Genomic DNA, 21,698 nt, shown 5'->3' on the forward strand with positions numbered 1-21,698 from the left:
ACGGAAACGCACAGCAACGCACAATGGCTGTGCCAAATCCGCATAGGCACTGAGCTGATTCATGAATCCCAACCAATTGACCGACCAACTCGGGCTGTTTCTCGATGTGCTGGAGAGCGGCAGTTTCTCTGCGGCTTCACGCCGACATCCGCTGACGCCCTCCGCCGTTGCCCGACGCATCGACAGTCTGGAAAGCGCTGTCGGCAGCCAGTTGTTCATACGCAGCACTCACGCGGTGCGCGCCACGCCGGCGGGTCTGGCATTTGCCGAACGGGCGCGACGGATCGTGGCGGAGTTGCAACTGGCCCGGGCTGAAGCGGTGTCCCTGAGCAGCGCGCCGGAAGGTCTGATTCGGGTGGACGCGCCGGCGGCATTCGGGCGTCGGCATCTGGCGCCGGTGATTGCCGATTTTCTGGTGCTGTATCCGGGCCTCGATGTGCAACTGCATCTGATCGACAGCTTCGTCGATATGGACGGTTCGAACCTGGGCAAGGTCGATCTGGTGTTGCGCGCCGGGCAAATGGCTGACACCCGGTTGGTGGCCACACCGTTGGCGAGCATGGTGCGCATCGCCTGCGCCAGCCCCGATTATCTCAAGCGTCGAGGTGTACCGAGCGAGCCAGCTCAACTGGGCGAACACGACGGCCTCGATTGGGACGGCCTCGCCCCGCCCTTCGCCTGGCGTTTCGAACAAGATGGGCAAATGCAGCTGCACCGCCCGGCGCGGGTACGCATGAGCGCCAACAACGCCGAGGCGCTGGTCTGCGGCGCGCTTGCGGGACTCGGGATCGCGCATCTGCCGACCTGGCTGGCGAGCGAATACTTGTTGCGCGGCGAATTGCTGCCGCTGTTCTGTGAAAACGGCCTTCCAAAACCGGAAAGCACCGGCATCTATGCTTTGCGACTGGAGCAACAGGCCAGTTCCCGCAGCCGCCTGCTGCTGGAATACCTCAAGACCCGGTTCAGCCCCGTACCGCCGTGGGATCTGGCCCTGCAACGGGAACTGGGCCGGCACTGACCGACTCGCCACCGGGCACAATTGTCTGGCGCATTAAAGATTCGAGCGCTAGATTCATCTGCATTACCGTTCAAGGCACCGACATGACCACCACCCGCGACACCACCGATCACTGCGAAGACCTGCTGCTCGACAATCAGGCCTGCTTCGCCCTGCATTCCACTTCGCTGATGATGACCAAGGTCTACAAGCCACTGTTGCAAGCGCTTGGCCTGACGTATCCGCAATACCTGGCGATGATGGTGCTGTGGGAGAAGGATGGTTTGACCGTCGGAGAAATCAGCACGCGTCTGCTGACCGATCCGGGCTCGCTGACCCCGCTGCTCAAGCGGCTGGAAGGTGAAGGTTTGCTCAGCCGAACCCGCAGCCGCGAGGATGAGCGGGTGGTGATCGTCGAATTGACCGAACAGGGCCGCGCCTTGGAAGACAAGGCCCGAACCGTTCCGCAATGCATCCTCGGTGCCAGTGGCTTCACGCTGGAGCGCCTGCAAAATCTGCAAGCCGAGTTGCAGGCCTTGCGCGGTCATTTGCAGGACAGCCTCGCTTAAGACTCCCCCTTCCCTGTGGGCGCAGCCTTGCGCCTGCGGGCGTATCGCCCGTTCGCTGCTAATCCCCGCAAAAAAATTTCCTCTCGTTTTTTCCTTAAAAAAACCTTCTATATCAAAAACTTGGGTTCACAGCTCGTCCTGATCCAAATGCCGATTACCGACTTCTTCAAAAATTTATCTTGCGCGCTAAATATTAGCGAAGTACATTTACCTCGCACCTAGTTAGCGCGCAAACAATTAGCGCAACATACACACTTAATGAGGCTCACATCATGCAAACTCTCTACACCGCAATCGCAACCTCCACTGGCGGCCGTGACGGTCGTGCGATCTCCAGCGACAACATCCTCGACGTCAAACTCGCCACTCCGAAAGAACTCGGCGGTGCCGGCGGCGCAGCCACCAACCCTGAGCAACTGTTCGCCGCCGGATACTCGGCCTGCTTCATCGGCGCCCTGAAATTCGTCGCCAGCCAGACCAAACGCAAAATCCCGGACGACGCCTCGATCACCGCTCACGTCGGCATCGGCCAGATTCCTGGCGGCTTCGGTCTGGACATCGACCTGCACATCAGCCTGCCGGGCCTGGAACAGGCTGACGCACAAAGCCTGGTCGACGCTGCCCACCAGGTCTGCCCGTACTCCAACGCCACTCGCGGCAACGTCGATGTGCGTCTGCACGTCACCGTGTAATCACTGACACTTCGGCCCGTACAGGAAATGAACATGAACACTTTCAGCAAAGTATTGACCGGTACCCTTCTCGCCCTGTCCATCCACAGTGCATTTGCCGGGGAGGTTGAACACAACACCCAGGCGTTTCTCGATGTGCTGAATGCTGGCACCGGCAAGCCGATGGAACAGCTGACACCCAAGGACGCCCGCGCCGTTCTGACCGGCGCGCAGTCCGGGGTCAAACTGACGCTGCCCAAAGCAGACGTCAGCGAGAAGACTATCCAGGTCGATGGCCAACCGTTGAGCCTGACCATCGTCCGGCCGGCCGGGGTCAAGGGCGAGCTGCCGGTGTTCATGTTCTTCCACGGCGGTGGCTGGGTGCTGGGGGATTTCCCGACCCACGAACGTCTGGTGCGGGATCTGGTGGTCGGCTCGGGTGCGGCGGCAGTGTTCGTCAATTACACTCCTTCGCCGGAAGCGCATTACCCGGTGGCGATCAACCAGGCTTACGCCGCGACTAAATGGGTGGCCGAACACGGCAAAGAGATCAACGTTGACGGCAAGCGTCTGGCGGTGGCGGGCAACAGCGTTGGCGGCAACATGGCGGCGGTCGTCGCCTTGATGGCCAAAGACAAAGGCACCCCGGCGATCAAGTTCCAGGTGCTGCTGTGGCCGGTGACCGATGCCAATTTCGACACCGGTTCGTATAACCAGTACGCCGAGGGGCACTTCCTCACCCGCAACATGATGAAGTGGTTCTGGGACAACTACACCACCGACGCCAACCAGCGGAACGAGATCTACGCCTCGCCGCTGCGGGCAACCACCGCGCAATTGAAAGGTCTGCCGCCAGCGCTGGTGCAGACCGCCGGGGCCGACGTGCTGCGTGACGAAGGTGAAGCCTACGCCCGCAAACTCGACGAAGCCGGCGTGCCGGTGACCTCGGTGCGCTACAACGGCATGATCCACGACTACGGTTTGCTCAACGTGGTCAGCCAGGTGCCGGCAGTGCGCTCGGCGATGCTGCAGGCCTCGGAAGAACTGAAGCAGCACCTGAAGCAGTAATTTTCATCAGGCACAAAAAAGCCCGACTCAATGGTCGGGCTTTTTCTTTCCGCAAAAAGCAGTGCTTATTTGGCACGGCCTTTGTAGGAACCGCCTTCGCGGGTATCGATCTCGATCATGTCGCCGATTTCGATGAAGTCAGCAACCGACAGCTCGGTACCGTTCTTCAGTTTGGCAGGCTTCATCACCTTGCCGGAAGTGTCACCGCGAGCGGAACCTTCGGTGTAGTCAACCTGACGCACGATGGTGGTCGGCAGCTCTACGGAAACCAGACGGCCTTCGAAGAATACGGCTTCGCAAACGTCGGTCATGCCTTCTTCCACGAATGGCAGAACGCTTTCGATGTCTTCGGCGTTCAGCTCGTACATGGTGTAGTCGGTGGTGTCCATGAACGTGTAGGAGTCACCGCTGATGAAGGACAGGGTCGCTTCTTTGCGATCCAGGATCACGTCGTCCAGCTTGTCGTCCGCACCGTAAACGGTTTCGGTCTTGTAACCGGTCAGCAGGTTCTTCAGCTTGGTCTTCATGATCGCGCTGTTACGGCCCGATTTGGTGAATTCAGCTTTCTGAACCAGCCAAGGATCGTTGTCGATACGGATCACGGTACCGGGTTTGAGTTCTTTACCAGTTTTCATTGCGAATATCCGAATTTGGATGGGATTTACAAAAATCTAGGCCGCGTATCATATCCAATTTCGGTAAAACTGTACCAGCGCCGTCGCAAGATCCGCCTGCAAGGCCTGTTCCAGACACCACGCGCGGGCATTTTCCTGCAGTTCGGGCCAGTGTTTGCGGGCCTCAAGCCAGTGGTCGCCGATAGGCTGCCCGGCACTCCAGGCGCGCCATAGACCGTTCATCGCCTCGGCGGCAGCCGGTGAAAGACGTTTTGTGTAGAGCGCAAGGAAGGCGTCGAGCTTGTCGAGATGGATGTCTTCGTCCTGCTGATAGATGTGCCACAGCATCGGCCGCCCCGCCCATTGCGCCCGGACAAACGAGTCCTCGCCGCGCACCGCGTTGAAATCGCAGCACCAGAGCAATTGATCGTATTGATCCTGCCGGACGAACGGCAGCACTTGCACGGTCAGCGACTGACGAACATGCGTCGCCCCGACCGCCAGCGACTCTACCCCGAGCCAACGGGCGACATCACCGAGAATCCGCCCTTCCGGCACCAGCAGATGAGTGGGCGTCGAGTCCGCCGCGAGCACATCCAGCCAGCTGCCGAGCCCGGCATTCTCATAGGCAAACAACGAGATCAGTTGCGCATCGGGTGCAGGAGCGATCCCCAGACCGTGCAGGAATTGTCGCTGCGCCTCGGGATCCTGCTGAAACTGCTGACGCCGCTCCAGCAAACCGCTTTCACGCAACAGGCCGCCGGTGCCCGGCTGGAACCCCGGAAAGAAAAAGTACTTCTGCACCGACTTGTACTTCACCGACGGCAGACCGTGGCAGCCAATCACCCAGTCTTCAGCGCTGAGATAGTCGAGGTTCATCCACAACGGCGGCTCTTCCCGCGCGGCCATGGCATCCATGTAGGCGCTCGGCAACTGGCAGGCAAACGCAGCGATCACCACGTCGGCCGCCTCCGCGTCCTGCCACTCGGCTGACCAGTGCCGGACTTCGACGCCCTGCTGCCATTGCTGATCGAGTCCGATGTCGATTTCCGGGCAAATGCGTTCGAAAGCGCACAGGTCATCGACCCACAATCGCACCGTCATTGCCTGCTCGCTGACCAGTTGCCGGGCCAGACGCCAGGTCACGCCGATGTCGCCGTAGTTATCGACGACCGTACAAAAAATGTCCCAGCGGGTGTTCAGTGGCGGCATTCAAGGCTCCCGTTGGCAAAAGCGCCGATTGTCCGCATAAATGTCTCCATGCAGAAGAGCCGACGGCAATTAATCTTCGTGCGACAATCGCCACTCGCCCGCATTCATCCGCCAGGAGGCAGCCATGCCCTATCGTCCCAACCCGCGTCGCCCGTTCCCTGTTCAGCTTAGCGCGCTGCAATTGACCGGCAGCATTGCCCTGGGTCTGTGGCTGGGTTTTCTGGCCATTGCGCTGACGTGCTGGCTCGCTTCACGCTTTTTCTTCAATGAACAACTGGCACCGGTTGCCCAAGCTGTACAGCAACTGGCCAATCCACCCGCCGTCCGAGCGGTGCCGGACATTCCGCCGCAGAGTCCGCTGTTCGAGCAGTACGAAGAAAACCTGCGCAAGAACGAACAGCAGGCACGCCTGGATCAGGCCCGTGGCAGCACGCGCAATCTGTCGAACCCGAAATGCCAGTTCTGGCTGCAACAGGATCAGACGGCCCCGAGCGAAAAAAGCCGCGCCAACGTCCTGCAATTTTGCGATTGATCATGAATAAACAGACGGTTCACCAACTGATTCTCGACAAGCTGCGCGTCGATCTCGACATCGCTGAACGCGCGGCGCAAACCGCTTACGAAACCGCGACCCACGAAGAGAACATCGCCGAAAACAAGTACGACACGCTGGGTCTTGAGGCGTCGTATCTGGCGGCGGGCCAGGCGAAACGGGTCGAGGAAATTCGTCAATCGCTAGCGCTGTGCCAGAACCTGACGCTGCGTGCGTATGACGATCAGCGAGGGATTGAAGTCGGCGCCCTGCTTGGTCTGGAAGACGAAAAGGGTCGTGAACAATGGCTGTTTCTGGCGCCGGATGCGGCAGGCCTGAAAGTCGACGTGGTGGGTCAGCCGATTACCGTCATCACCCCGCGCTCGCCGCTGGGCAAAAGCCTGCTGGGCAAGTTCGAGGGTGACGAGGTGGAGATTCTGGTGGCGGGCACCCGGCAACAGTTCGCTGTCACCGAGGTGCTGTAGACAGGGGCTTAGTGAACCGGCAGTTCGACGCCTTCGAACAGTTCTTCCAGTTCCTGCTTGTTGTGGCACTGAATGGCCTTGGCCATGACTTCGCGGGTCAGGTGCGGCGCGAACTTCTCGATGAAGTCGCACATGAAGCCTCGCAGGAAGGTGCCGCGACGGAAACCGATCTTGGTCACGCTGGACTCGAACAGTTCGCTGGCATCGAGCACCACCAGGTCGTTATCCAGTTTGGTGTCGACCGCCATTTTCGCCACGATGCCGACACCCAGGCCCAGACGCACGTAGGTTTTGATCACGTCGGCGTCGGCCGCGGTGAACACCACTTTCGGCGTCAGGCCGCGATGGCTGAAGGCTTCGTCGAGTTTCGAACGACCGGTGAAACCGAACACGTAAGTCACGATCGGGTATTCGGCCAGCGCTTCGAGGGTCAGCTTCGGCAGCTTGGTCAGCGGGTGGCCCTGAGGCACGACCACGCAACGGTTCCAGCGGTAGCACGGCATCATCACCAGATCGCCGAACAGCTCCAGCGCTTCGGTGGCGATGGCGAAATCGACGGTGCCGTCAGCAGCCATTTCGGCGATCTGCATCGGCGAACCCTGGTGCATGTGCAGCGCCACGTCCGGGTATTGCTTGATGAAGTTGCTGATCACCGGCGGCAGTGCATAACGTGCCTGGGTGTGGGTGGTGGCGATCGACAGGGTGCCTTTCTTCTCGTTGGAGAATTCCTGGGCGATCTGCTTGATGCTTTCGACCTTGCGCAGAATCTCACCGGCGGTGGTGATGATGCGCTCGCCGGCCGGAGTGACGCGGGTCAGGTGCTTGCCGCTGCGGGCGAACACTTCGACGCCCAGTTCGTCTTCCAGCAGGCGGATCTGTTTACTGATGCCCGGTTGCGAGGTGTAGAGGCTTTGGGCTGTAGCGGAAACGTTGAGGTCGTGGTGCGCCACTTCCCAGATGTAGCGCAATTGTTGAAGCTTCATATGAATCCCTCAAAGCAGGTAGACGCCACGGGCATCAGCGACGGTATATAACTATATTAATGGTTTGAAGAATAAATCTAGAACTTTTTTATCAAAGTGCCATTATTCCTGCTTCAGCGATCCTCCCGACGCCGACGCTCCACCAGCGGCACCAGATAAACCGGCACCTTGGACAATTGCAGCAGCCGGGCTGCCGTTCGCCCCAAAGGTGTTTCCGCCCCGACCCCGTGGCTGTGACTTCCTACGATCAGCAAATCGACAGAGAGTTTCTGTACCTGATCGAGAATCACCTGTGACGGATCGCCCTGCAGCACCCGCACCGCGCGTATCCGCTGCAGGTCCTGCTCGCCCTCGTCCCCCAGCTCTTCACGAAAACTGTCGAGCACCCGCTGCTCGATATTGGCGATGACGGTTTTCAGACCCTGACTGTGAAATTCGTTCAACGCCTGTTCGTCGAGATAGCTCTGTAAAACCGATTCGGCAAACAGCCCCATGGGTTCCACCGCGTGCACCACGTACAGATCGGCATTGAACGTTCGCGCCATTGCCAAGGCATGCTGCATCACTAACGGTGCGTACAGACCGAGGTCAGTGGCATACAGCATCGAACGAATCATATGACCTCCTCGCGTGCCAACATGGCGGAGATTTGATTCAGCTTAGCAGTGCCTTGGCGAGTACGACGTGCGACGCAACGTCTTGAACCACGTGGGCTTTAGACCGCCGGTTCGTTGCTGATGCCGTGGGGCACGTGACCGGTTGCCACGACTTCCCGGGCCAGCTCGCAGTGGCCGGCCTGATCGTCGAAAAACACGTCGGCGGCGAAGGCTTCGAGGAACGCCGATTTGGTCAGGCCACCGAGAAACAGCGATTCGTCCAGACGAATGTCCCACTCGCGCAAGGTGCGGATCACCCGCTCGTGGGCCGGCGCCGAACGCGCGGTGACCAGGGCAGTGCGGATCGGGCACTCCTCGTCGGAGAACTCGCGCTGCAACAGATTGAGCGCCGCGAGAAAGCCCTTGAACGGCCCGCCGCGCAACGGTTCGCGCGCGGATTCACGCTCCTTGGCCTGGAAGGCTTCGAGGCCACCGGATTGATAGACACGCTCCGATTCGTCGGAGAACAGCACCGCATCACCGTCGAAGGCGATGCGCAATTCATCGCTGGCCGCACGGCTGGCGCCGCCGGACAGAATGGTCGCCGCCGCGAAACCGGCATCCAGTGCAGCGCGCACGTCTTCTGCGTGGGTGGAGAGAAACAGATCGCAACCAAAGGCCTTCAGATACGGATAAGGACTGCGACCGCCGACGAACGCCGCGCGGGAGATCGCCAGGCCGTAATGACCAATGGAGTTGAAAACGCGCAGGCCGGTGTCGGCACTGTTGCGCGACACCAGAATCACCTCGACCCGGGCGCGGCCGAGGCGACTGTTCAGGTTGAGGAGTTTTTCCACCAGCGGAAAGGCATCGCCCGGCGCGAGGATTTCGTCTTCGTGATCGATCTGATATTGCCGGTAGGCTTCGACGCCACTCGACTCATACACCTTGTGGCTTTCGCTCAGGTCGAACAGGGCACGGGACGAAATCGCCAGCACCAGTTTGTCATCGATGTTCTTGGCCATGCCTTTCCCCCAGTGCGACCGGTTTAAACGTTACGCCGGTCGATAAAGCTCAATGTGCGATACAACGATTCGATTCGCGGCAACTCGCAGCCTGCCGCTTTTGCCGCCGCCAAAGGACGAGCGTAGATCGCCTCCAGCTCCAGCGGTCGCTTGTGCAAAAAGTCGTGGTACATGCTCGGCCAATAGTCGGGCATTTTCTCGGTCATCATGAACAGGTATTCGGCGTAACCGGGCGGCATGTCGTGACCGCAGGCCTTGGCGCCCTGCACCACTTCGGCCATCAGTGCCTGAATCAATGCGCGGCTGTCGGTATCGGCCATCAACGGCGTGGTGCTGGCACGGAGCAACACCGAAAGGCCGTTGTAGGGAATGTTCCACACCAGTTTCTGCCAGCGCGCCTGATGCAGGTTCGGCATCGCTTGGGAGTCGAGACCGGCGGCGCGGAACAGGCCGGCGCCCTCCTCGACGATCGCCATGCGCGCCGCGTCATCCGGTGCCGGGCCGCTGTGATACCCGACGTTCACCGCCCCCAACGCCTGGTGGGTGATCTGCCCCGGCCCTTCGCGGTGGACGCAGATCAGGCACAAACCGCCCAGCAAGTGCAGGGAGTCGGGCAGCAACGCCCGCAAGCTGTCTTCGACGTCGAGGCCGTTTTGCAGCACCAGCACTTTCGCGTCGGGCTTCGCCGCCTGAATGATCGAAGGCGCCAGCCCGGCATTGCTGGTGGTCTTGGCGCCGACCAGCAGCCAGTCGCAGGGCGGCATGTCTTCAGCTGACGAATAGGCCTGCACCGGATTCAGCGTCAATGTGCCATGCACGGCACTGTCCACCTGCAAGCCGCGCTCGGCGACCGCGGAAAATTCACTGCGCAACAGAAAGTGCACATCGAACCCGGCCCGGGCCAGCATCACCCCGTAGAACCCTCCGATGGCGCCGGTGCCGATAATCCCCACCACCGGTTTGTTCACTGCTCCCATCACGGCAACTCCTCTGCAATTCGACCCAGCGCCTGCGCCACGGCTGCGTTCAGCTCATCGACATTCAGGCGCGTGTGCACTGCCCCAAAGAACTCGCCGTCGCGCACCACAAACAGCGCCGGCAAATGAAAGACCTGATAACGCTCGACCAGTCCGCCGTTGTCGCCGGCATCGATCCAGCACACGCGATCGACGGCGAGATCGAGCCCCGGCAACACTTCGCGGGCATAGCGGCAACTGGCGCAGCCGACGCTGGTGAAGATCACCAGTGAAACGCCGTTCATCGCCAGCAGCCGTTGGTCGGCGTCAAAATCGGTCAGCTGCGATTCGACCACTATACTGGGGGAAACAATGTCAAATGGCCGACACAGGGAGTCTGTGCTCATGGGACGGTTTATTCCTCATCCGGATGATGTGCCCGTTGAATTGACCCTGCTCACACCGGAGTGTATTTCGCGTCAACGGCTGCACACTATCAGCCTCGGCGGCATCGCTTGCAATTACCACCGTGCCTGGCGCCATGGCACCGCGCTGCAAGTGCGCATGCCGACCATCAATGCCGATTTCACCTATCCGGGCTATGTGGCCTGGTGCCTGCGTCGTAAAAAAGGTTATCTGGTGGGCATTGCGTTCACGGATGAGCAGACGCTGTTCAGCGCGCGAATGGGTGAGCAGGTGTGTCAGATCGAGCGCTATTGCCGAATCAACGATGCCCACGATGACCTGCAGGATATCCAGGCGCGAGCCCTGCAATGGGTCGAGCAGCACGCCGAAGAGTTCTCCCACGACAGCGTTCGCAAGGCTTTTGCGTAACCAGAGCTGGACTGAACAGTTACTTGCCCATTGTCTAGCAGGCGTCTAACGCGATAAGGTTCGGCTCCCCGACGCGCTTAAATCCGCTGTGCTCCGCCGCGCGGGGATCGCTGGCGGCCGGCACCCGTGACCTGACGAGTAAACGATGGCTGATTTACCGATCAACGACCTGAACGTCGCTTCCAACGAGACCCTGATCACTCCCGATCAGCTCAAGCGTGATATTCCTCTGAGCGACGCTGCCCTGCGCACCGTCACCAAGGGTCGCGAGGTCATCCGCAACATTCTCGATGGCACCGACCATCGTCTGTTCGTGGTGATCGGCCCCTGCTCGATCCACGACATCAAGGCTGCCCACGAATATGCCGATCGCCTGAAAGTGCTGGCGGCAGAAGTCTCGGACACCCTGTATCTGGTCATGCGCGTGTATTTCGAAAAGCCACGGACCACCGTCGGCTGGAAAGGCCTGATCAACGACCCGTACCTGGATGACTCGTTCAAGATCCAGGACGGTCTGCACATCGGTCGCCAGTTGCTGCTGGACCTGGCCGAGAAAGGCCTGCCGACCGCGACCGAAGCCCTCGACCCGATCTCCCCGCAGTACTTGCAGGACCTGATCAGCTGGTCGGCGATCGGCGCCCGCACCACCGAATCCCAGACCCACCGCGAAATGGCTTCCGGCCTGTCCTCGGCGGTCGGCTTCAAGAACGGCACCGACGGCGGCCTGACCGTGGCGATCAACGCCTTGCAGTCGGTTTCCAGCCCGCACCGTTTCCTGGGCATCAACCAGGAAGGTGGCGTGTCGATCGTCACCACCAAAGGCAACGCCTACGGTCACGTGGTACTGCGCGGTGGCAACGGCAAGCCGAACTACGATTCGGTCAGCGTCGCCCTGTGCGAGCAGGCGCTGAACAAGGCCAAGATCAAGCCGAACATCATGGTCGATTGCAGCCACGCCAACTCCAACAAGGATCCGGCCCTGCAACCGCTGGTGATGGAGAACGTCGCCAACCAGATCCTCGAAGGCAACCAGTCGATCATCGGCCTGATGGTCGAAAGTCACCTGAACTGGGGCTGCCAGGCGATCCCGAAAGACCTCGCCGACCTGCAATACGGCGTGTCGATCACCGATGCCTGCATCGACTGGTCCGCTACCGAAAACACCTTGCGCAGCATGCACGCCAAGCTCAAGGATGTCCTGCCGAAACGTCAGCGCGGCTGACAGCCGTTTCGCAGGCATAAAAAAACGCCGGGCATTGCCCGGCGTTTTTGTGTGTGCGGTGTGAGGTCAGTCAGATCTTGGCGGTGCGCCGCTGATGACGCTCCATGTAACGCTCCACGTAGGAGCACGATGGAATGACCGTGTAGCCCATTTCATCAGCGTACTGCAACGCCCGCTCGGTCAGGGCTGCCGCGATGCCTCGGCCACGCAAGGCGTTGGGCACGAAGGTGCGGTAGATATCCAGGGTCTGTTTCCCCAGATCCATATAGGTCAGGTAGGCACGATGACCGTCCACATTGGTCTCGAACTGATGACCAGCCTGGTCATGGTGGATGGACAACGCCTCGCTCATCACTACTCCTCGCGGGTCTCGAATTCTGACCCCTACCTTACCGATGTTTTCCCGGCGAAGGAACATCTACGCCACCCCGTGCCTGATGGACACCGAGAAGAACTGCACCGATCTCGCGCAACCCGAGCACGTATCAAATAGTAGGCACCATTGGCGAAAATGCTCAAGGTACGCTCGTCATCATGCAGATTGACGGGGCAGTTCCGGTGGACTCAGGGCCGGTTCGGGAGACAATCTTCCCGAGCCGAAAGGCTGAACATCGCCGGATGTTGAGACTTAAGACGAGCCCCCTGTTTTAAAGTCACCTCAACATGGACAAAGATATGCGAGGCGCTGCGCAAATTCGCAACAAAAGTGTGGACGAATCCATATAGACAGACTTTAGCCACTACCTGCAAAACAACCCGCGGCAACGGGAACTTTTTCTCATTAACTCGCTCATCTCGCGGCTTACAGCTGGATATTTTTTATACAACGCAGTTAAAAGTTGCTCGAAAAAGAATCAACGCCTACAATTTTTTTTGCTTCTTGCCTCACGTCAGTTTACTTACTACAAGTAATGGGTAGTATGTACGCCGGCTATTTCCTCAATCGGAGGAGACAGCCACTTAATTGAAAGTCCTTGAAGGGGAACACGATGAACAACGTTCTGAAATTCTCTGCTCTGGCTCTGGCCGCAGTTCTGGCTACCGGTTGCAGCAGCGCATCGAAAGAAACCGAAGCACGTCTGACCGCTACTGAAGACGCAGCTGCTCGCTCCCAGGCTCGTGCAGACGAAGCTTACCGTAAAGCTGATGAAGCTCTGGCTGCTGCTCAAAAAGCACAACAGACTGCTGACGAAGCTAACGAGCGTGCTCTGCGCATGCTGGAAAAAGCTAGCCGCAAGTAATAGTCCTTCGGGATTGTTATCAAGCCGACCCATTTTTTGGGTCGGCTTTTTTGTGCCTGCGGTTTTCTGCGGGCAATAAAAAACCCGCCGCTGCGCAAGCCTCGGCGGGTTTTGTCTTTCAGCTTATTGCTGCAGGTCGATCGGTGCGCTGGAGACCATCGGCGCCGAGGTGTTCGGCGTGCCGATTTCGGTTGGCAGGCCATCTTCGGCCGCCACCACATCACGCACCACATCCCAGTCCATGCGCAGGTTGTTGGTGATGTCTTCACGCTTGAGCATCGCGTTGATCACGGCGGTGTGCTTGTCGACCACCGACGGGTTGCCCTTGTCGTCGATCGGCGTGTGCGCTTCCAGGTAGATCTTGCCACCACTGCGACCGAACTTGTAGGCGTCGTTGAGAATCCGTACCGAAGTCCCCACCGGCACCATGCCGGCCATTTCCAGCACGTTGTTGTTGAACATGCGGAAGCAGCCGTGGCTGGTGCGCATGCCGATGCCGAACTTCTTGTTCGAGCCGTGGATCAGGTAGCCCGGCGTGCCCAGGGTGAACTTGAACGGACCCAGCGGGTTGTCCGGACCGGCCGGCACCACGTTCGGCAGCGGATCACCGTCGGCCGCGTGCTCGGCCTTGATCGAGGCTGGCGGCGTCCAGGTCGGATTCGGTGTCTTGGCGGTGATTGTGGTGTGCGCGATCGGCGAGCCCCAGCCTTCACGACCGATACCCAGCGGGAAGGTGTACACCACGTTCCGGCCTTTCGGGAAATAGTAGAGGCGGTATTCGGCCAGGTTGATCACGATGCCTTCACGCGGGCCCGGCGGCAGGATGAAGCGGGTCGGCAGAACGATTTCGGTACCGGCGCCCGGCAACCAGGCATCGACGCCTGGGTTGGCCGCGACCATTTCCGAATAGCCCAGATCGTAGGTGGTGCCCAGATCGGCAAAGGTATCTTCGTACTTGGCCTTGATCACCTGCACCTGGCCGATGATGTCCTCACCGGGTGGTGGCAGGGGAAACTCCAGTGCGGCAACGGGACCGGCCACACACAGGGCGGCAAGAGACAGGCAGCGGGTGACGGCAGGAAAACGCGGCAACATCCGGAGAATCCTTCGCAAGATCGACAAGGTAATAAGAACGCGATTGTACACCGCGCCCAGGGAATTCGGGGAGATGCGCCGATGGGCTGGCATCACTCTTCATGATTGAAGCTGCCGCTCGCCCAAACTGCATTCAAAAGAATGGTTGCGCTTAAAGCTCGAAACGCAGCTCAGGCCAGATCGGCGACGTGCCGCGCTTCTGCGATTCGAGGATCGCCCGGCACAGCGAGCACAGGCGCTGATCCTGAAACACCCGGCGATCCACGCTCGACCAGCGCGGTTGCGCCGGCAGCAGACTGCCGCACAGGGTTCGGTCAGCCGAGCCACCGAGCTCCAGTTGACGGGTCACCAGATGCACTCGCACTTCCTGGCAGGCGAACAGATCCAGCTGTTCGTCAGGCTCGATCAGTTGGTAGGCAAACAGGGACCAGGCAGAACGCGGCATCGGGGGCTCCAAATTAGGGGGCGCCACATTAGCCGAAAGCCTGCCGCTAGAAAAGCCTCATAGCAGCGGTTTTAGCGTCGGCCAGACATTTTCCAGCAACTTGCCCTGAGCCCCGGCCGCCGGGTGCAGACCGTCTGCCTGCATCAAGTCCGGATGCCCGCCCACACCGTCGAGGAAAAACGGCACCAGCGGGATTTTTTTCTCCTCGGCGAGTTTGCCGTAGACCTCGGCAAAGGCATCGGTATAACGCTTGCCGTAGTTGGGTGGCAATTGCATGCCGAGCAACAGCACCTTGGCACCGCTTTGGCGGGAGCTGTCGATCATCGAAGCAAGATTTTGTTGCAATTGCGTCGGCGGCATTCCGCGCAGGCCATCGTTGCCGCCCAATTCGAGGATCACCAGTTCCGGTTTGTGCTCTGCAAGCAGCGCAGGCAGCCGTGCCTGGCCTCCGGCACTGGTGTCGCCACTGATGGACGCATTGACCACTTTATCGTCAAAACCTTCGGTCTTGAGCCGCTGTTCGAGCAACGACACCCACCCCAGCCGGGTATCCAGTCCGAAACCGGCGCTGATACTATCGCCAACGATCAGGACTGTACCCGCCGCTGCGTTCTGGGCCATGCACATCAAGGCCAGGCCAGCACTCAAAAACCACACACGCATCGGATTCTCCATGGGCGCAAGCATTCTCACCGCGAAGAACCTTAGCAAAGTGGTTCCCAGCGCGGAAGGTGAACTGACCATCCTGCACGAACTCAGCCTGGAACTGAACAAGGGCGACAGCCTGGCCATCGTCGGCGCGTCCGGTTCCGGCAAATCCACCCTGCTGGGTCTGCTCGCCGGCCTTGATCTGCCGAGCAGCGGCGAAGTGACGCTCGCCGGGCAAGGCCTGAGCAATCTCGACGAAGACCAGCGCGCGCGCATTCGGGCCGAACACGTGGGCTTCGTCTTTCAATCGTTCCAGTTGCTCGACAGCCTCAACGCGCTGGAAAACGTCATGCTGCCGCTGGAGCTCGACGGCCGCAAAGACGCTCGAAGCCGCGCCACCGAACTGCTGCAACGGGTCGGCCTCGGCCAGCGCCTGACTCACTCGCCGCGCCAGCTCTCCGGTGGTGAGCAACAGCGCGTGGCGATTGCCCGGGCCTTCGCCGCCGAGCCGGACGTGCTGTTCGCCGACGAACCCACCGGTAACCTCGACAGCCACACCGGCGAGCGCATCAGCGACTTGCTGTTCGAATTGAACAAGGAACGCGGCACCACCCTGGTGCTGGTGACCCACGACGAACGCCTGGCCCATCGCTGCCGGCGCCTGATCCGTCTTGAAGCCGGCCTGTTGGTCGCCCCTCTGGAGCCTTGATGGCACGTCTGCCGCTGTTTCGTCTGTTCAGTCTTGCCCTGCGCCAACTAATGCGCGATGCCCGCGCCGGTGAACTGCGGGTGCTGTTTTTCGCCCTGGTGGTGGCGGTGGCGGCGAGTACCGCGATCGGCTACTTCGGCGCCCGCCTCAACGGCGCAATGATGCTGCGCGCTACCGAGTTTCTCGGCGCCGACCTGTCGCTCGAAGGCAGCTCGCCGGCCCGACCGGAACAGATCAGGAGCGGCACCGAGCTGCGTCTGGATCATGCGCAGGTAGTGGAGTTTTCCAGCGTCATCGCCACAGACAACGGCATTCAGCTCTCCAGTATCAAAGCTGTCGACCGCGCCTATCCGCTGCGCGGCGAACTGAAAAGCGCCCCCGCTCCCTTCGCGACAGAGGAAGCCGGTGGCGAGCCGCAGCCCGGTGAAGCCTGGGTCGAAGCGCGCCTGCTGACGGCGCTGGACTTGAAGATCGGCGACAGCATCGACGTCGGCATGAAGACGCTGAAACTGACGCGAGTGCTGACTTACGAACCGGATCGCGCCGGCAACTTCTACAGCCTGACGCCACGAGTACTGATCAACCTTGACGATCTCGCCGCGACCGGCGTGGTGCAACCCGGCAGCCGGGTGAGTTACCGCGAACTCTGGCGCGGTGAACCGCAGGCGCTGGAAACCTATCGCCAACTGATCAAACCGGGGCTCGCCGCCAACCAGCGGATTCAGGATGCCCGCGACGGCAACCGGCAGATCGGCGGCGCGCTGGGCAAGGCCGAACGCTATTTGAACATGGCCAGTCTGGTGGCCGTGCTTCTGGCCGGTGTCGCGGTGGCGCTATCGGCCAACCGCTTCGCCAGCCGGCGTTTCGATGCCAGCGCCCTGCTCCGTTGCCTGGGCTTGTCGCGGCGGGAAACCCTGGTGCTGTTCAGTCTGCAACTGACGGTGCTCGGCCTGCTCGCCAGCCTCAGCGGCGCCCTGCTGGGCTGGCTCGCGCAATTGGGATTGTTCGCACTGCTGCATGATCTGCTGCCGACCGACGTACCGCCGGGTGGCTTGCTGCCGGCACTGGCCGGCATCGGCACCGGGCTGGTGGCGCTGGCCGGTTTCGCCCTGCCACCGCTCGCCGCACTGGGCCGCGTGCCGCCGTTGCGGGTATTGCGTCGGGACATGCTGCCGATTCCATCGAGCACCTGGATGGTCTATGGCGCGGCACTCGGTGCGCTCGGGCTGATCATGTGGCGACTGAGCCTCGACCTGCTGCTGACATTCGCCCTGCTCGGCGGCGGTGTGGTCGCCGCGCTGGTGCTCGGCGGTTTGCTGCTGTTGCTGCTGCAAAGCCTGCGTCGCCTGCTCGCGCGTGCATCCCTGCCGTGGCGTCTCGGGTTGGGTCAGTTATTGCGCCACCCTTTGGCGGCCGCCGGCCAATCATTGGCTTTCGGGCTGATCCTGCTGTCCATGGCTTTGATTGCATTGCTGCGCGGTGAACTGCTCGACACCTGGCAGAACCAGTTGCCGAAAAATGCCCCCAACTATTTCGCTCTGAACATCCTGCCGGCCGACAAACAAGCCTTCACCGATCACCTGATCAACGTCTCGGCCCAGGCCGCGCCGTTGTACCCGGTGGTGCCGGGACGGCTGATCAGTATCAATGGCGAAGCAGTGCAGCAGATCGTCAGCAAGGATTCGGCCGGCGACCGCGCCATCCAGCGCGACCTGAGCCTGACCTGGGCGGCCGATCTGCCGGCGGGCAACAAGATCACCGCCGGATCGTGGTGGACCGGCCAACCTTCGGATGACGTTCCGGGCGTCTCGGTGGAAGGCAAGGTGGCCGAAAGCCTCAAGCTCAAGCTGGGCGATCACATGGTGTTCAGCGTCGGCGGGGTCAATCGCGAAGCGAAGGTCACCAGTTTGCGGGAGATCAACTGGGACAACTTCCAGCCGAACTTCTTCATGATCTTCCAGCCTGGCACCCTGAAGGACTTGCCGGCGACCTACCTGACCAGCTTCTATCTGGCCCCCGGTCACGATCAGCAGATTGTCGAGTTGTCGCGAGCATTCCCGGCGGTAACCATCCTGCAGGTCGAAGCCTTGCTCGAACAGCTGCGCAGCATCCTCGCCCAGGTCACCCTGGCGGTGGAGTATGTGCTGTTGTTTGTGTTGGCGGCGGGGATGGCGGTGCTGTTTTCCGGGTTGCAGGCAACGCTGGATGAACGCATTCGCCAGGGTGCGCTGTTGCGTGCGCTGGGGGCCGAGCGGCAGTTACTGATCAAGGCACGACGGATCGAGTTCGGTTTGCTCGGCGCGGTCAGCGGGTTGCTCGCGGCGATCGGTTCGGAAGTGGTGAGTCTGGTGCTGTATCGCTTTGCCTTCGACCTGCCGTGGCATCCCCATCCGTGGTTGCTGCTGTTGCCGTTGATCGGCGCGGCGCTGATCGGTGGCGCCGGCGTGTTCGGCACGCGGCGTGCGCTGAACGCCAGCCCGCTGACAGTGTTGCGCGAGGGTTGATAGACTCCAGCCGTCTTAATCAAAAGAAGTTGCCATGAGCCGTTATCGCCCTCCCCGCACTGCCGGTACCGCGCTGATCACCCCCGAAGGTGAAGCGCGGATGCGCGCCGAATTCCATGAGCTGTGGCACGTGCGCCGCCCGCAGGTGACGCAGTCGGTCAGTGAAGCGGCGGCTCAGGGTGATCGTTCGGAAAATGCCGAGTACACCTACGGCAAGAAAATGCTGCGCGAGATCGACAGTCGCGTGCGTTTTCTCACCAAACGCCTTGAGGCGTTGAAAGTGGTCAGCGAAAAACCGAGCGATCCGAACAAGGTCTACTTCGGCGCGTGGGTGACCATCGAAGACGAAGACGGCAAACAGTCGCGCTATCGGATCGTCGGCCCGGACGAACTGGACCTGAAACTCGGCCTGATCAGCATCGACTCGCCGCTGGCCCGCGCCCTGATCGGCAAGGCGCTGGATGCTGAAGTGCGGGTACAGACGCCGACCGGCGAACAGTTCGTCTACATCGTGGCGATCGAATATCCCTGACGCTCAGCGCCGGGTGATCAGGCCTTGGCGTGCGACTCGGGTCAGTTGGCGAATCATTTCCGGCGCCTCTTCAAGGCTCGGGGCCTGAATGACGGCCAGATCGAAACTGTCATCGGCAAAACGCGCCAGCGACTCACCGTCTTCGACAAACTGGATCAGGAAGGCGGCAGGACCGCCGCTGCGACGTGGCCAGCCATCGAGATAACGCAACAGCGTCGGCTGATGTTTGCCGCCAAGCAGGATTTTCGGATTGCGCTGGGTGATGTGTGCCGTGATCGGCGCGGGACGTGCTGGAGGGCGTAGTGCATTCATCGTGTCGTGTCTCTGCCTCAAAAGTCTGCATGGCAGGTGAGAGGCAACACCGAACCAGCGCTTTAGCGGTATTTCGAAGCCCTGTTCCGGCTTCTGACGGCAACTGAAGAATAGTCACCTGGCGCCCCGCAAGTAGCTGTTTAAATCGGCGCATGAGCGGCATCGTAGAGAACGTGACCGGCCAGTGTCAAGAATCAGCCGCAACAAAAAAGGCCCGCACAATGCGGGCCTTTTGCTTGAGCCAGAGCCTTCAACCGGCGATGGCGCGATCCACCGAAAGCTTGCCGGCGCCTTCGATCAGCACCGCGAGGCTGCCACCGAGCAGGGCCAGGGCGAACTCGTAACCGTTGTTGGCCATGAACAGACCGTTGCTGATGTGCACGGTGAAGATCGCCACCAGCGACAGGAAGGTCAGACCCAATGCCGCCGGGCGAACCAGCAGGCCGATGATCAGCGCCAGACCGGCGAAGAACTCGGTGCCGCCGGCCAGGGTGGCCATCAGGTAACCCGGGGTCAGGCCGATGCTTTCCATGTATTGTGCAGTGCCCGCCAGGCCATAGCCACCGAACAGGCCGAAGAGCTTCTGCGAGCCGTGGGCGGCGAAGATCACGCCGACGGCAATGCGCAGAATGGTCAGACCGTAGCCGGCGCGAGTGAACAGAACCTTGTTGATCAGAGAGCTCATGTTGCGTTTCCTTGTTGTCAGAAGTGCTTGTTGGTTGGCCGCTATATTAATCAGTTAATTTCATGTTAAAAGCGCAAAAATTCCGCCATAACAATCAACTTATTAGATCATTTGCGTGAGACCACTTTCTGCCCCCGGGGCTCCAACGACTCCCGCTCCCGGTCGAACGCCAAGTAATACTTGTTCACGCTATTAACATAGCTGACGGCCCCCATTCCCACCTGCTCCATGGCGATACGCTCGACCTGGAAGAACCACTGGTTGGGGTTCAGACCGCGACGCCGCGCCTCGGCGCGCATGCCTTGCACCCGCTCCGGGCCGATGTTGTACGCCGCCAGGGTGAACGCCATGCGCTCGCGCTCGTTGAGCTTGGGGCTGTTGAAGAACTTGCGGCGGATCATGGCCAGGTACTTGGCACCGGCCTGCACATTCGCATCGAGATTCTGGATATTGTTGACACCAACTCGCTGCGCGGCGGACGGGGTGATCTGCATCAGCCCGGTCGGCCCGCTACCGCTGCGCGCATTGGGCTGCAGCGCCGACTCCTTGAACGCCAGCGCCGCCAGGTTGAGCCAGTCCATGTTTTGCGCTTCGGCGTGTTTCTGCAGGGTCGGTCGCAGTTTTTCCAGGCGCTGACGGTCAGCCTTGGCCAGCGGATAGTGCACTTGATACAGCCGGCGGTAGATCCGCAGGAACGCCGCATCTTCGTTCGATGGTTTTTTGTAGCCGGTCAGGAAGCGGTCGATGCTGGCCCGCAACATCGAGGCATCACGGCGCACGAACCAGTATTCCTCGCCCGGTTCGCTGATCATCACCTGACGGTCGAAACGCAGCTTGGGCAGGATCTTGCCCCACCGCTCGGCGATCGGTTGCTCGACAATGGTCAGGTGGAAGATCCCGCCCTGAACCATTTCCAGCACATCCTCGACCGCCAGCGTTGGATCGACCCATTCGATCTTGATCGGCGCCAGTTTATGCAGCGCCAGTTTCTGGTTGAGCTGACTGACCGCCTCCCCCGCCGCACTGCCAGTGGGCAGCGCCAGGGTTTTGCCGGCGAGTTGCTCGACCTTGGTGTAGCGCTTTTCACCCTTGATGCCGACCAGCACCAGCGGCACGTTGCTGGCAATCGGCTCGCTGCTGGCGACCGCGTGGCCCGGTTGCAACTCGAGCAGTTCGCCTGGCGCAACAAGATCGCCTTCGCCACGCTGTAGCGCGCCGAGCAGTTGATCCTTGGCTTTGGGGATGATCTTGAGGGTGATTTCCTGGCCGTCGCGGGCGTGGCCATTGAGGTATTGCTCGAAGGCGCGCAGGCGGTGGTATTCGATGCCGATGGCCTGGCCCTGGACTTCGCCGGAGCTGTTGCGGCTTTGGTTGACCAGCACCCGCAACACGCGGCTGCTGCGGATTTCGGTCAGGTCGCGGACCTTGGCGGCCGGCACGGCTTGCAGCGGCCCGGGCAGCCGCGCGACCGCCGTCATCGGCAGCAGCAACGAACCACACAGCAGGAGCAAAACCGAGGGACGAACCATCCACTCTCCGGAAAGAATACGGGGCGTTTGCACCGCTGAGCGGTCGCAAAACACCGACGAAAACAGAGCGCCTGGAGCGCTGATAAAGTGCGAGAGACTGGCACAGTGATGGCAACTCTGCCAGCCCAGCCTGCCTCGCGGCCTCAACAGACAGCCATAAGCCGTTGTAGTTCTTGGCTTTTCTTATAAATCTACAGCTCTGATATGCTTTCCGGCCTTCGGCCCGAGGTAGCA

26 protein-coding genes are annotated in these 21,698 nt (G+C 60.7%); 12 read left to right on the forward strand and 14 right to left on the reverse strand.

From position 1 onward, the window contains the following. Positions 1-61: 61 nt before the first annotated feature. The 4 genes from LOY31_RS20620 (at position 62) to LOY31_RS20635 (ending at position 3,305) form a co-directional block, all read left to right on the forward strand. The gene (locus tag LOY31_RS20620) at positions 62-1,018 is read left to right on the forward strand and encodes a LysR family transcriptional regulator (protein ID WP_221535300.1); all 957 of its coding nucleotides are present in this window, start codon (positions 62-64) and stop codon (positions 1,016-1,018) included. A gap of 83 nt (positions 1,019-1,101) precedes the next feature. Further along, on the forward strand, positions 1,102-1,566 hold the full coding sequence (locus LOY31_RS20625; RefSeq protein ID WP_085607154.1) for a MarR family winged helix-turn-helix transcriptional regulator: 465 nt from the start codon (positions 1,102-1,104) through the stop codon (positions 1,564-1,566). 272 nt (positions 1,567-1,838) lie between these two features. Further along, the gene (locus LOY31_RS20630; protein ID WP_034155242.1) at positions 1,839-2,258 is read left to right on the forward strand and encodes an organic hydroperoxide resistance protein; all 420 of its coding nucleotides are present in this window, start codon (positions 1,839-1,841) and stop codon (positions 2,256-2,258) included. 33 nt (positions 2,259-2,291) lie between these two features. Then, positions 2,292-3,305 carry an alpha/beta hydrolase gene (locus LOY31_RS20635; RefSeq protein WP_221535299.1) on the forward strand — a complete coding sequence of 338 codons (1,014 nt, stop codon included), beginning with the start codon at positions 2,292-2,294 and terminating at the stop codon, positions 3,303-3,305. A gap of 65 nt (positions 3,306-3,370) precedes the next feature. Here the strand turns inward: LOY31_RS20635 and LOY31_RS20640 are convergent, their stop codons facing one another. Next, positions 3,371-3,940 (reverse strand): elongation factor P, encoded by a 570-nt coding sequence (locus tag LOY31_RS20640; protein WP_007955690.1) that lies wholly within the window; start codon positions 3,938-3,940, stop codon positions 3,371-3,373. A 48-nt stretch (positions 3,941-3,988) separates the two neighbouring features. After that, positions 3,989-5,131 carry an elongation factor P maturation arginine rhamnosyltransferase EarP gene (gene earP, locus LOY31_RS20645; RefSeq protein ID WP_258712157.1) on the reverse strand — a complete coding sequence of 381 codons (1,143 nt, stop codon included), beginning with the start codon at positions 5,129-5,131 and terminating at the stop codon, positions 3,989-3,991. Positions 5,132-5,255: 124 nt separating this feature from the next. Here earP and LOY31_RS20650 point away from each other — a divergent pair, with 124 nt between their 5' ends. Both LOY31_RS20650 and LOY31_RS20655 read left to right on the forward strand, forming a co-directional pair. Next, positions 5,256-5,663, forward strand: coding sequence for a hypothetical protein (locus tag LOY31_RS20650; RefSeq protein WP_258712158.1), 408 nt, complete (start codon positions 5,256-5,258; stop codon positions 5,661-5,663). Between the two features lie 2 nt (positions 5,664-5,665). Beyond that, positions 5,666-6,148 carry a GreA/GreB family elongation factor gene (locus LOY31_RS20655; RefSeq protein ID WP_221535297.1) on the forward strand — a complete coding sequence of 161 codons (483 nt, stop codon included), beginning with the start codon at positions 5,666-5,668 and terminating at the stop codon, positions 6,146-6,148. Positions 6,149-6,156: 8 nt separating this feature from the next. On the opposite strand, the gene cysB is transcribed toward LOY31_RS20655, so the two are convergent. The 5 genes from cysB to LOY31_RS20680 all read right to left on the reverse strand — a co-directional run bounded on the left by cysB (position 6,157) and on the right by LOY31_RS20680 (position 10,115). After that, a complete protein-coding gene (gene cysB, locus LOY31_RS20660; RefSeq protein WP_007955684.1) occupies positions 6,157-7,131 on the reverse strand; it encodes an HTH-type transcriptional regulator CysB in 975 nt (324 codons plus the stop codon). A gap of 113 nt (positions 7,132-7,244) precedes the next feature. Further along, on the reverse strand, positions 7,245-7,748 hold the full coding sequence (locus LOY31_RS20665) for a universal stress protein (RefSeq protein WP_007955683.1): 504 nt from the start codon (positions 7,746-7,748) through the stop codon (positions 7,245-7,247). A 98-nt stretch (positions 7,749-7,846) separates the two neighbouring features. Beyond that, positions 7,847-8,752, reverse strand: coding sequence for a 5'-nucleotidase (locus LOY31_RS20670; protein ID WP_007955682.1), 906 nt, complete (start codon positions 8,750-8,752; stop codon positions 7,847-7,849). 23 nt (positions 8,753-8,775) lie between these two features. Continuing rightward, positions 8,776-9,732 carry a putative 2-dehydropantoate 2-reductase gene (locus LOY31_RS20675; protein ID WP_258712159.1) on the reverse strand — a complete coding sequence of 319 codons (957 nt, stop codon included), beginning with the start codon at positions 9,730-9,732 and terminating at the stop codon, positions 8,776-8,778. Next, positions 9,729-10,115, reverse strand: a complete 387-nt coding sequence (locus LOY31_RS20680) for a co-chaperone YbbN (RefSeq protein ID WP_085744977.1) — start codon at positions 10,113-10,115, stop codon at positions 9,729-9,731. Before LOY31_RS20680 ends, LOY31_RS20675 begins: the two co-directional genes overlap by 4 nt. Between LOY31_RS20680 and LOY31_RS20685 the strand changes: the two genes are divergently transcribed. Both LOY31_RS20685 and LOY31_RS20690 read left to right on the forward strand, forming a co-directional pair. Beyond that, on the forward strand, positions 10,114-10,542 hold the full coding sequence (locus LOY31_RS20685; protein WP_085607164.1) for a PilZ domain-containing protein: 429 nt from the start codon (positions 10,114-10,116) through the stop codon (positions 10,540-10,542). The genes LOY31_RS20680 and LOY31_RS20685 overlap by 2 nt on opposite strands. Before the next feature lie 145 nt (positions 10,543-10,687). Then, positions 10,688-11,764 (forward strand): 3-deoxy-7-phosphoheptulonate synthase, encoded by a 1,077-nt coding sequence (locus tag LOY31_RS20690; RefSeq protein ID WP_011335309.1) that lies wholly within the window; start codon positions 10,688-10,690, stop codon positions 11,762-11,764. Positions 11,765-11,834: 70 nt separating this feature from the next. On the opposite strand, the gene LOY31_RS20695 is transcribed toward LOY31_RS20690, so the two are convergent. Then, entirely contained in the window at positions 11,835-12,116 is a 282-nt protein-coding gene (locus tag LOY31_RS20695; RefSeq protein ID WP_007955658.1) for a GNAT family N-acetyltransferase, read from the reverse strand. A 637-nt stretch (positions 12,117-12,753) separates the two neighbouring features. Between LOY31_RS20695 and oprI the strand changes: the two genes are divergently transcribed. After that, a complete protein-coding gene (oprI, locus tag LOY31_RS20700) occupies positions 12,754-13,005 on the forward strand; it encodes an outer membrane lipoprotei OprI (protein WP_003183784.1) in 252 nt (83 codons plus the stop codon). 123 nt (positions 13,006-13,128) lie between these two features. Here oprI and LOY31_RS20705 read toward each other — a convergent pair whose 3' ends face one another. From LOY31_RS20705 to LOY31_RS20715, 3 genes are all read right to left on the reverse strand, one after another. Next, complete coding sequence (locus tag LOY31_RS20705) at positions 13,129-14,100, reverse strand: L,D-transpeptidase family protein (protein ID WP_007955657.1); 972 nt, start codon at positions 14,098-14,100, stop codon at positions 13,129-13,131. Between the two features lie 151 nt (positions 14,101-14,251). Continuing rightward, positions 14,252-14,545: a hypothetical protein gene (locus LOY31_RS20710; RefSeq protein WP_007955656.1), complete on the reverse strand. Its 294-nt coding sequence runs from the start codon at positions 14,543-14,545 to the stop codon at positions 14,252-14,254. Between the two features lie 57 nt (positions 14,546-14,602). Further along, on the reverse strand, positions 14,603-15,208 hold the full coding sequence (locus LOY31_RS20715) for an arylesterase (protein ID WP_007955652.1): 606 nt from the start codon (positions 15,206-15,208) through the stop codon (positions 14,603-14,605). A 10-nt stretch (positions 15,209-15,218) separates the two neighbouring features. Here LOY31_RS20715 and LOY31_RS20720 point away from each other — a divergent pair, with 10 nt between their 5' ends. The 3 genes from LOY31_RS20720 to greB are packed head-to-tail and all read left to right on the forward strand — an operon-like array spanning position 15,219 to position 18,938. After that, positions 15,219-15,902, forward strand: coding sequence for an ABC transporter ATP-binding protein (locus LOY31_RS20720; protein ID WP_007955651.1), 684 nt, complete (start codon positions 15,219-15,221; stop codon positions 15,900-15,902). Continuing rightward, positions 15,902-18,406, forward strand: coding sequence for an ABC transporter permease (locus tag LOY31_RS20725; protein ID WP_221535295.1), 2,505 nt, complete (start codon positions 15,902-15,904; stop codon positions 18,404-18,406). Before LOY31_RS20720 ends, LOY31_RS20725 begins: the two co-directional genes overlap by 1 nt. Before the next feature lie 34 nt (positions 18,407-18,440). Next, positions 18,441-18,938 carry a transcription elongation factor GreB gene (greB, locus tag LOY31_RS20730; protein WP_039770483.1) on the forward strand — a complete coding sequence of 166 codons (498 nt, stop codon included), beginning with the start codon at positions 18,441-18,443 and terminating at the stop codon, positions 18,936-18,938. 3 nt (positions 18,939-18,941) lie between these two features. On the opposite strand, the gene LOY31_RS20735 is transcribed toward greB, so the two are convergent. The 3 genes from LOY31_RS20735 to LOY31_RS20745 all read right to left on the reverse strand — a co-directional run bounded on the left by LOY31_RS20735 (position 18,942) and on the right by LOY31_RS20745 (position 21,464). Then, a complete protein-coding gene (locus LOY31_RS20735; RefSeq protein WP_085607170.1) occupies positions 18,942-19,250 on the reverse strand; it encodes a hypothetical protein in 309 nt (102 codons plus the stop codon). A 250-nt stretch (positions 19,251-19,500) separates the two neighbouring features. Next, positions 19,501-19,935 carry a DoxX family protein gene (locus LOY31_RS20740; RefSeq protein ID WP_007950955.1) on the reverse strand — a complete coding sequence of 145 codons (435 nt, stop codon included), beginning with the start codon at positions 19,933-19,935 and terminating at the stop codon, positions 19,501-19,503. A 107-nt stretch (positions 19,936-20,042) separates the two neighbouring features. After that, on the reverse strand, positions 20,043-21,464 hold the full coding sequence (locus LOY31_RS20745) for a transglycosylase SLT domain-containing protein (protein ID WP_085607172.1): 1,422 nt from the start codon (positions 21,462-21,464) through the stop codon (positions 20,043-20,045). Between the last annotated feature and the right edge of the window lie 234 nt (positions 21,465-21,698).

The organism is Pseudomonas sp. B21-021, assembly GCF_024749205.1.
GTDB classification, from domain to species: Bacteria; Pseudomonadota; Gammaproteobacteria; order Pseudomonadales; family Pseudomonadaceae; genus Aquipseudomonas; species Aquipseudomonas paraglycinae.

Coding starts and splice junctions, on each gene's coding strand:
- LOY31_RS20635 (WP_221535299.1), top strand. CDS start 2,292: ATGAACACTTTCAGCAAAGTATTGACCGGTACCCTTCTCGCCCTGTCC.
- greB (WP_039770483.1), top strand. CDS start 18,441: ATGAGCCGTTATCGCCCTCCCCGCACTGCCGGTACCGCGCTGATCACC.
- LOY31_RS20735 (WP_085607170.1), bottom strand. CDS start 19,250: ATGAATGCACTACGCCCTCCAGCACGTCCCGCGCCGATCACGGCACAC.
- LOY31_RS20710 (WP_007955656.1), bottom strand. CDS start 14,545: ATGCCGCGTTCTGCCTGGTCCCTGTTTGCCTACCAACTGATCGAGCCT.
- LOY31_RS20650 (WP_258712158.1), top strand. CDS start 5,256: ATGCCCTATCGTCCCAACCCGCGTCGCCCGTTCCCTGTTCAGCTTAGC.
- LOY31_RS20620 (WP_221535300.1), top strand. CDS start 62: ATGAATCCCAACCAATTGACCGACCAACTCGGGCTGTTTCTCGATGTG.
- LOY31_RS20720 (WP_007955651.1), top strand. CDS start 15,219: ATGGGCGCAAGCATTCTCACCGCGAAGAACCTTAGCAAAGTGGTTCCC.
- LOY31_RS20685 (WP_085607164.1), top strand. CDS start 10,114: ATGGGACGGTTTATTCCTCATCCGGATGATGTGCCCGTTGAATTGACC.
- LOY31_RS20725 (WP_221535295.1), top strand. CDS start 15,902: ATGGCACGTCTGCCGCTGTTTCGTCTGTTCAGTCTTGCCCTGCGCCAA.
- LOY31_RS20680 (WP_085744977.1), bottom strand. CDS start 10,115: ATGAGCACAGACTCCCTGTGTCGGCCATTTGACATTGTTTCCCCCAGT.
- LOY31_RS20630 (WP_034155242.1), top strand. CDS start 1,839: ATGCAAACTCTCTACACCGCAATCGCAACCTCCACTGGCGGCCGTGAC.
- oprI (WP_003183784.1), top strand. CDS start 12,754: ATGAACAACGTTCTGAAATTCTCTGCTCTGGCTCTGGCCGCAGTTCTG.
- LOY31_RS20670 (WP_007955682.1), bottom strand. CDS start 8,752: ATGGCCAAGAACATCGATGACAAACTGGTGCTGGCGATTTCGTCCCGT.
- earP (WP_258712157.1), bottom strand. CDS start 5,131: ATGCCGCCACTGAACACCCGCTGGGACATTTTTTGTACGGTCGTCGAT.
- LOY31_RS20745 (WP_085607172.1), bottom strand. CDS start 21,464: ATGGTTCGTCCCTCGGTTTTGCTCCTGCTGTGTGGTTCGTTGCTGCTG.
- LOY31_RS20740 (WP_007950955.1), bottom strand. CDS start 19,935: ATGAGCTCTCTGATCAACAAGGTTCTGTTCACTCGCGCCGGCTACGGT.
- LOY31_RS20695 (WP_007955658.1), bottom strand. CDS start 12,116: ATGAGCGAGGCGTTGTCCATCCACCATGACCAGGCTGGTCATCAGTTC.
- LOY31_RS20705 (WP_007955657.1), bottom strand. CDS start 14,100: ATGTTGCCGCGTTTTCCTGCCGTCACCCGCTGCCTGTCTCTTGCCGCC.
- cysB (WP_007955684.1), bottom strand. CDS start 7,131: ATGAAGCTTCAACAATTGCGCTACATCTGGGAAGTGGCGCACCACGAC.
- LOY31_RS20690 (WP_011335309.1), top strand. CDS start 10,688: ATGGCTGATTTACCGATCAACGACCTGAACGTCGCTTCCAACGAGACC.
- LOY31_RS20715 (WP_007955652.1), bottom strand. CDS start 15,208: ATGCGTGTGTGGTTTTTGAGTGCTGGCCTGGCCTTGATGTGCATGGCC.
- LOY31_RS20625 (WP_085607154.1), top strand. CDS start 1,102: ATGACCACCACCCGCGACACCACCGATCACTGCGAAGACCTGCTGCTC.
- LOY31_RS20640 (WP_007955690.1), bottom strand. CDS start 3,940: ATGAAAACTGGTAAAGAACTCAAACCCGGTACCGTGATCCGTATCGAC.
- LOY31_RS20665 (WP_007955683.1), bottom strand. CDS start 7,748: ATGATTCGTTCGATGCTGTATGCCACTGACCTCGGTCTGTACGCACCG.
- LOY31_RS20655 (WP_221535297.1), top strand. CDS start 5,666: ATGAATAAACAGACGGTTCACCAACTGATTCTCGACAAGCTGCGCGTC.